The following is a 7,264-nucleotide window of genomic DNA, read 5'->3' as shown; positions in this document are numbered from 1 at the left end:
TTTATAAGATTTTTAGCTATCTTATAAAGTCTTATAAGTTTTCTGTAACGGTTCAATGATGAAGACGGATGTCATTTTAATCGGTGCGGGAATTATGAGTGCGACATTAGGGACGTTGTTGAAAGAGTTAGCACCAGAGTGGGAGATTTCAGTGTTTGAAAGACTAGATCAACCGGCGGATGAAAGTTCGAATGAATGGAACAATGCAGGTACGGGTCATGCCGCTCTTTGTGAATTAAACTACACAGTGGAAAAAGCAGATGGATCCGTTGATGTAAGCAAAGCGATCAAAATTAACGAACAGTTTCAACAATCGCTCCAATTTTGGTCTTATCTCGTTCAAAACAAACGCATTCGCAATCCAAAAGATTTCGTCATGCCAATTCCACATATGAGCTTTGTGCAAGGAGAGGAAAACGTCGCATTTTTAAAGAAACGGTTTGAGCAAATGGCGAACAATCCGTTATTTCAAGGGATGGAGTTTTCAGATGATCCACAACAATTGAAAGAGTGGATCCCACTGATGATGGAAGAACGTATCGTGACGGAACCGATTGCCGCGACGCGCATCGAGTCAGGAACGGATGTGAATTTCGGTGCTTTAACGCGCATATTGTTTGAACATTTAGAACATAGGCATGTGAATATATATTATAAACACCACGTAGAAGATATGAAACGGACGAGCGATAACTTATGGGAAGTGAAAGTGCGCAATGTAGCGACTGGTGAAGTACAGTCCCATTATGCGAAATTCGTCTTTATCGGTGCAGGGGGCGGAAGCTTGCACTTACTTCAAAAATCAGGCATCCCTGAAGGAAGAGGAATTGGCGGTTTTCCGGTGAGCGGGCTATTTATGGTATGCAACAATCCAGACATTATCGCCCAACATCATGCAAAGGTGTACGGCAAAGCGAAAGTTGGTGCACCGCCAATGTCTGTGCCGCATTTAGATACACGATTTATTAATAATCAAAAAATGTTGTTGTTTGGGCCGTTCGCCGGTTTTTCACCGAAGTTTTTAAAGAATGGTTCGATGTTCGACTTAATTACATCCGTCAAGCCGCATAATGTGTTGACGATGCTTGCAGCTGGGGCAAAAAATATGGCGCTAACAAAATATTTAATCGAACAAGTCATGTTATCAAAAGAACAACGCATGGAAGAACTGCGCGAATTTATTCCGCACGCGAAAAGCGAAGACTGGGATGTTATTATTGCTGGCCAGCGCGTACAAGTCATTAAAGATACAGAAGCAGGCGGTAAAGGCACGCTCCAATTCGGTACGGAAGTCGTTGCCGCACATGACGGATCGGTTGCCGCCTTACTTGGTGCATCACCTGGCGCATCAACCGCTGTTCATGTCATGCTTGAAGTCATTGAAAAATGTTTCCCTGAAGAAATGAAACAATGGGAAGCAAAAATTAAAGAAATGATTCCATCTTACGGTGTATCGCTTATGAAAAACGAAGCGCTTTTACGCGAAGTACAAACATTGGTTGCCCAAACGCTCGGCTTAAAAGAAACAATGCCGCTTCAAATCGCATAAACATTCGAGACAGAAGTCAGTCGACTTCTGTCTTTTTCATAGTAGCGATGTATATTTTTCTTCTGTTACTTTACAATACATCGACAAAATGCGACAGTTTTTGTCATCTTTACTTTGATACAATAAAACCATGTTGAAATAGGTTTTATCATTAACAGGTAAGGAGTTCCGATGTCACATGTCCAAAGGAATGATTGATAATAAGCAACGCGGTTTAGTGGGGGATGTGCTCAAAAAGCATATACAAAAAGGGAGCAAACTTTCTGTTGCGGCAGCTCATTTTACGTTATATGCTTTTGTAGAGCTAAAAAAGGAGCTTTCACAAATGGAAGAGTTTCGTTTCATTTTTACGGAACCAGCCTTTGTAAGAGGGAACCATTTAGCGAACGAAAAAATCGCAAAAAACGAAACATTGTTGTACGGTGTCGAAGAAGAGCAAAAATATAAAGCAGAGCTAAACGAAGCATCCATTAAAGTGAAAGGGGAAAAACGATGGAAAAGCTAGATGGAAAATCGATGGATTTAGTGCAAACAAACATCGAAGCATTAAAACAGCTATTCCCAGAAGTCGTGACGGAAGGAAAAATTGATTTTGAGAAACTAAAAATTGTACTTGGTGAAGAAATTGAAAAACGAAGCGAACGATATGAGTTTACGTGGCACGGAAAAACACAAGCAATGAAACTCGCGCAAACGCCGTCCACTGGAACGCTCAGACCAGACAAACAATCAAGCAAAAACTGGGACACGACAGAAAATGTTTATATTGAAGGCGACAACCTCGAAGTATTGAAGCTATTGCAAAAATCATACTTTGGCAAAATTAAAATGATCTACATCGACCCGCCATACAACACCGGCAAAGACTTTGTTTATAAAGACGATTTCCGCGATAACATGAAAAACTATAAAGAAATGACGCAGCAAACAACAAAAGCCAATACGGAAACAAATGGTCGATATCATACCGATTGGTTAAATATGATGTACCCGCGGCTAAAACTGGCGAGGAATTTGTTGAGGGAAGATGGGGTTATTTTTATTAGTATTGATGATCATGAAATGGCGAATTTGAAGAAAATTTGTGATGAGATATTTGGGGAGGAAAACTTTATTGCTCAGATTACTGTTTTATGTAATCCAAAGGGGCGCTCGCAAGATAAATACTTTGCGACTAACCATGAATATCTATTAGTTTATTCAAAAGTTAGTTTGAATAAAGGGTATTTTTCAATCGAGAAGAGCGAGGAACAGATAATAAAAGACTATCCTTTAGAAGACCAGGAAGGAAAGTATCGTCTCATTGAACTAAGAAATACCCATAGGGAGTTTGGTAAGCATAATCGTAAGAATCTTTTTTATCCATTTTATGTGAATCCTCTAACCCAAGAGTTGTCTTTAGAATATAAAGAAGGTTATAGCGTAACCGTTGAGCCTATCTGGGATGATGGATATGAAGGTTGCTGGACATGGGACAAATCTAAAGCACTAAAAGAGATTAATTTGCTAGTAGCAAAAACGAATAGTAAGGGGAACTGGAAAATATACAGGAAAAACTATGCTGAAGGTGCTAAAAAGATGTTAAAAACCATCTTTTTAGATAAATCATTTTATACTGAGAAAGGGCAGAGTGTATTTTCAGATTTATTTATGACAAAAGAAAAGCTGTTTTCCTCACCAAAATCTGTAGATTTGATTATTCAATTGCTTATAACTACAACTCAGAGCGACGATATAATTCTCGACTTCTTCTCTGGCTCCGCGACTACCGCCCATGCGGTAATGAAACTAAATGCCGAAAATGGTGGGAATCGCAAGTTCATTATGGTTCAACTTCCAGAACCTACCTTTGAAAATTCAGAAGCATACAAAGCTGGCTACAAAAACATTTGCGAGATCGGGAAAGAGCGCATTCGTCGTGCGGGGGAGAAGATCGTGCAAGAAACAGCCAAAACGGATTTAGATATCGGTTTTAAAGTGTTTACGCTTGATTCATCGAATATGAAAACGTGGGATCCAGACTTTGAAAACTTAGAGCAAACGCTCCTCGATTTGCAAAACAACATGAAAGAAGATCGAACAAAAGAAGACTTATTGTATGAAATTTTACTAAAAATCGGACTGCCGCTGACGACACCGATTGAAGAAATCGACTATAACGGCAAAACAATTTACAACGTCGGTTTCGGTTCGGTGCTACTATGTTTAGAAGATGACATTGATTTGGACATTGTCCATGAAATGATGAAACATAAGTCCGAACATTTATCCCCGAAAGTCATTTTTAAAGAATCGGGCTTTATTAATGATTCAGTGAAAATAAACGCCATTCAAACATTGAAAAAGAACGGAATCAATGATGTAAGGAGTGTGTAGGAAATGAAGTTAAAGTTTCATGGAGATTTAACCTACCAAAAACAAGCGATTGATTCCGTTGTCCAAATTTTTAAGGGACAAGAATTAAGCCAGTCAAATTTCACCGTTTCATACGGACCGAATGCCGGAATGATTCAAACGGCGCTTGGGATAGGAAACCGTTTAGACGTTACGTCTGACGAAATCTTAAAAAACGTCCAAGACGTTCAATTGAACAATGGCTTGCCGCGCAGCGAGAAGTTAGACGGTATGAATTTTACAATTGAAATGGAAACAGGGACAGGAAAAACGTATGTGTACTTGCGAACGATTTATGAATTAAATAAACATTACGGTTTTACAAAGTTTGTCATCGTCGTACCGTCGGTCGCCATTCGCGAAGGCGTTTATAAATCGCTGCAAATCACAAGAGATCATTTTAATGAACTATATGACAACAAGCCGCTAGAATATTTCATTTACGATTCACAAAAATTGGATCGCGTCCGCAATTTTGCGACCGCTACGACAATTCAAGTGATGATTATTAATATTGATGCTTTTCGCAAAAGCTTTGAAGATCGAGAAAAAGAAGATAAAGCAAACGTCATCCACCGTCCAAACGATCGTTTAAATGGGTACCGGCCGATTGATTTTATTCGACAAACGAACCCAATTGTTATCATTGACGAACCGCAAAGCGTCGATACGACGCCAAAATCAAAAGAAGCGATTGCGTCACTCGACCCATTATGCACGTTGCGTTACTCGGCAACGCATCTCGATAAATACAACATGATTTACCGACTAGATGCAGTCGATGCTTACCATCAAAAACTCGTCAAACGAATTGAAGTCATGTCCGTTCGCTCTGAACCATCGTTTAATGTGCCTTACATCAAGCTAGTAGATGTGAAGGAACGAAAAGCAACGATTGAACTGGATGTCGAGACGCGTGGAAAAGTGAAGCGAACGACAAAAACAGTGAAATATGGCGATGATTTATATGATGTTTCTGGAGAACGTGACATATATCGCAACTATATTGTCGAGCAAATTGACTGGACGCCGGGGAACGAGTCGATTGAAGTAAACGGTCATTATTTGCGAATCGGCGATGTCATTGGCGAGATGGATGATGATACGATTAAACGATACCAAATTAGGAAAACGATTGAAGAACATTTGGATAAAGAATTGCGTTTGCGCCCTCGCGGTATTAAAGTGCTTAGTTTATTTTTCATTGACAAAGTCGCAAACTATCGCGATTACGATAAAGAGGGCAACCCGATTAAAGGAAAATATGCCGTGATGTTTGAAGAAGAGTATATGAAACTCATTCAAAAACCAAAATATCGCACGCTATTTAACGACATTGATGCCGATATCCTTGTTGAAAAAGTGCATAACGGCTACTTTGCACAAGATAAAAAAGGAAGACTAAAAGATACAAGAGGGAATACAGAAGCGGACACAGATGTATATAACCTTATTATGAAAGACAAAGAACGGTTGTTAAGTTTGGACGAGCCGCTTCGCTTTATTTTTTCGCACTCTGCTTTGCGTGAAGGTTGGGACAACCCGAACGTATTTCAAATTTGTACATTAAAAGATTCAGCAGGAACGTACGTATCGCGCCGCCAAGAAATTGGTCGCGGGCTCCGTTTAGCCGTGAATCAAAACGGTGAACGAGTGCAGGATGATAGTGTGAACATATTAACGGTGATGGCGAATGAATCGTATGAAGAGTTTGTCGCTTCATTGCAAAAAGAAATTGAAGATGAAACGGGCGTCACTTTCGGCAAAATTGAAAAGCATGTATTTGCGAAATTAACGTATATCGATCCAGATACAGAAGAGCCAAAACAGATGGGCTACGATTTATCGGCTAAGTTGTATGAAGAGCTGAAGCAGCATGGATATATTGACGGTAAAGGAAAGGCAAAGCCGCAGCTAAAAGAAGCGATAAATAATCATACATTCAAGATGAGCGATGAGTTCCAACCGTGGAAGCAGGCAATTCTGTATGAAATAAGCCACTACTTGCAACGCTTGCCGATTCAAGATGCGACGAAAAAGAAAAGAGTGCAATTAAATAAGCAAGTGTTTTTCGGAGAAGAGTTTCGCCAACTTTGGGAGCGAATTAAATATAAAACGGTCTACTCCGTCCAAATCGAAAGCGATCAACTCATTCAAAAAAGCATAAAAAGCATTCAAAACATGCCGCGTATTGAAAAAATTCGTGTGATCAGCCGAAAAGATCAATTGGAAATCGATCGCATCAAGGGAGTACAATTGGGAGCCATTAGCGAGCGAGTAGAAGACTATATAACGACTCATCATACGTTGCCAGATATAATTACCGAACTGCAAAACCGTACGAATTTAACGCGCAAAACGATTGTTGAAATTTTAATCGGCTGCAAACGCCTTGACGACTTTAAAAATAATCCGCAAAAGTTTATGGAAGAAGTCACAAAAATCATTCAGCGTGAAATGAAGCTGCTTTTAAAAGACGGAGTAAAATATTACAAAATCGGCGACGATGCGTACTATGCTGTCGAACTGTTTGAAAACGAAGAACTGCTTGCGTATTTAAACAACAATGCGATTCGTAGTGAAAAATCGTTGTTCGATCATATCGTATACGACTCTACAATTGAGGCAGACTTTGCCCAACGATTCGAAAGAGATGAAAACGTCAAAGTGTATGTCAAATTGCCACATTGGTTTAAAATCGACACGCCAATCGGGGCTTACAATCCAGACTGGGCGCTTGTAATCGACAAAGATGGCGAGGAAAAACTATACTTTGTTCTCGAAACAAAAGGAACTGATTGGGAAGGTGAGCTTCGTCCAGAAGAAGCAGCGAAAATCGACTTCGCCCGAAAACACTTTCAAGCGATTCATACAAACGTCGAATTCATCGGTCCGGAGAAAGATGTGGGCGAATTTATGCTCCGAGCAATGGGTCGATAGGACGGATTAGACAGGAGTTGATAAAACTTCTGTCTTTTTTAATTTTGTGACAAGGTTCGACAGGATTTTTTGAATGGTTTTTGTATATTATTTTTGTATATTAAAGGTTCATCACCACAACATGTACTTGACAGACGGTACACTTCTCTGAACAAGTGTATGCAAAAAATCATTTGTTTCCTGTTCTTTCTTGGATGTATAAATAAGGTATGTTATGAAAAAATCAAGTACAACTTTTGGTGAAGAGCCATATTAAAGGGTGATGATTATGTCTTTGGAAGGGGGGAAGAGGGATAGATTTATTTTTAAAAAACAACATAAGTAGTTATTTTACTGTAGATGAGCAAATTTACTAACATAAATTTACAACCAAACAAAAAA

Annotated in this window: 4 protein-coding genes; all 4 read left to right on the top strand. The window is 39.4% G+C overall.

The window, feature by feature from the left end; genetic code table 11:
• The first annotated feature begins 58 nt into the window (after positions 1-58).
• On the top strand, positions 59-1,549 hold the full coding sequence (locus V7Z64_RS10505; protein ID WP_297988639.1) for a malate:quinone oxidoreductase: 1,491 nt from the start codon (positions 59-61) through the stop codon (positions 1,547-1,549).
• 178 nt (positions 1,550-1,727) lie between these two features.
• Entirely contained in the window at positions 1,728-2,054 is a 327-nt protein-coding gene (locus tag V7Z64_RS10500; protein ID WP_297988637.1) for a hypothetical protein, read from the top strand.
• The gene (locus V7Z64_RS10495) at positions 2,042-3,925 is read left to right on the top strand and encodes a site-specific DNA-methyltransferase (protein WP_297988635.1); all 1,884 of its coding nucleotides are present in this window, start codon (positions 2,042-2,044) and stop codon (positions 3,923-3,925) included. Before V7Z64_RS10500 ends, V7Z64_RS10495 begins: the two co-directional genes overlap by 13 nt.
• A gap of 3 nt (positions 3,926-3,928) precedes the next feature.
• Entirely contained in the window at positions 3,929-6,883 is a 2,955-nt protein-coding gene (locus tag V7Z64_RS10490) for a type III restriction-modification system endonuclease (RefSeq protein ID WP_297988632.1), read from the top strand.
• The last annotated feature ends 381 nt before the right edge of the window (positions 6,884-7,264 follow it).

It is taken from the genome of Anoxybacillus sp., from assembly GCF_036834105.1.
Lineage (GTDB): Bacteria > Bacillota > Bacilli > Bacillales > Anoxybacillaceae > Anoxybacillus.
The sequence above is the reverse complement of the archived record's forward strand: the minus strand, read 5'-3'. Positions and strand labels throughout refer to the sequence as shown.

Excerpts from the sequence above, each read along its gene's own strand:
- V7Z64_RS10505 (WP_297988639.1), top strand. The coding sequence starts at position 59 with ATGAAGACGGATGTCATTTTAATCGGTGCGGGAATTATGAGTGCGACA.
- V7Z64_RS10500 (WP_297988637.1), top strand. The coding sequence starts at position 1,728 with ATGTCCAAAGGAATGATTGATAATAAGCAACGCGGTTTAGTGGGGGAT.
- V7Z64_RS10495 (WP_297988635.1), top strand. The coding sequence starts at position 2,042 with ATGGAAAAGCTAGATGGAAAATCGATGGATTTAGTGCAAACAAACATC.
- V7Z64_RS10490 (WP_297988632.1), top strand. The coding sequence starts at position 3,929 with ATGAAGTTAAAGTTTCATGGAGATTTAACCTACCAAAAACAAGCGATT.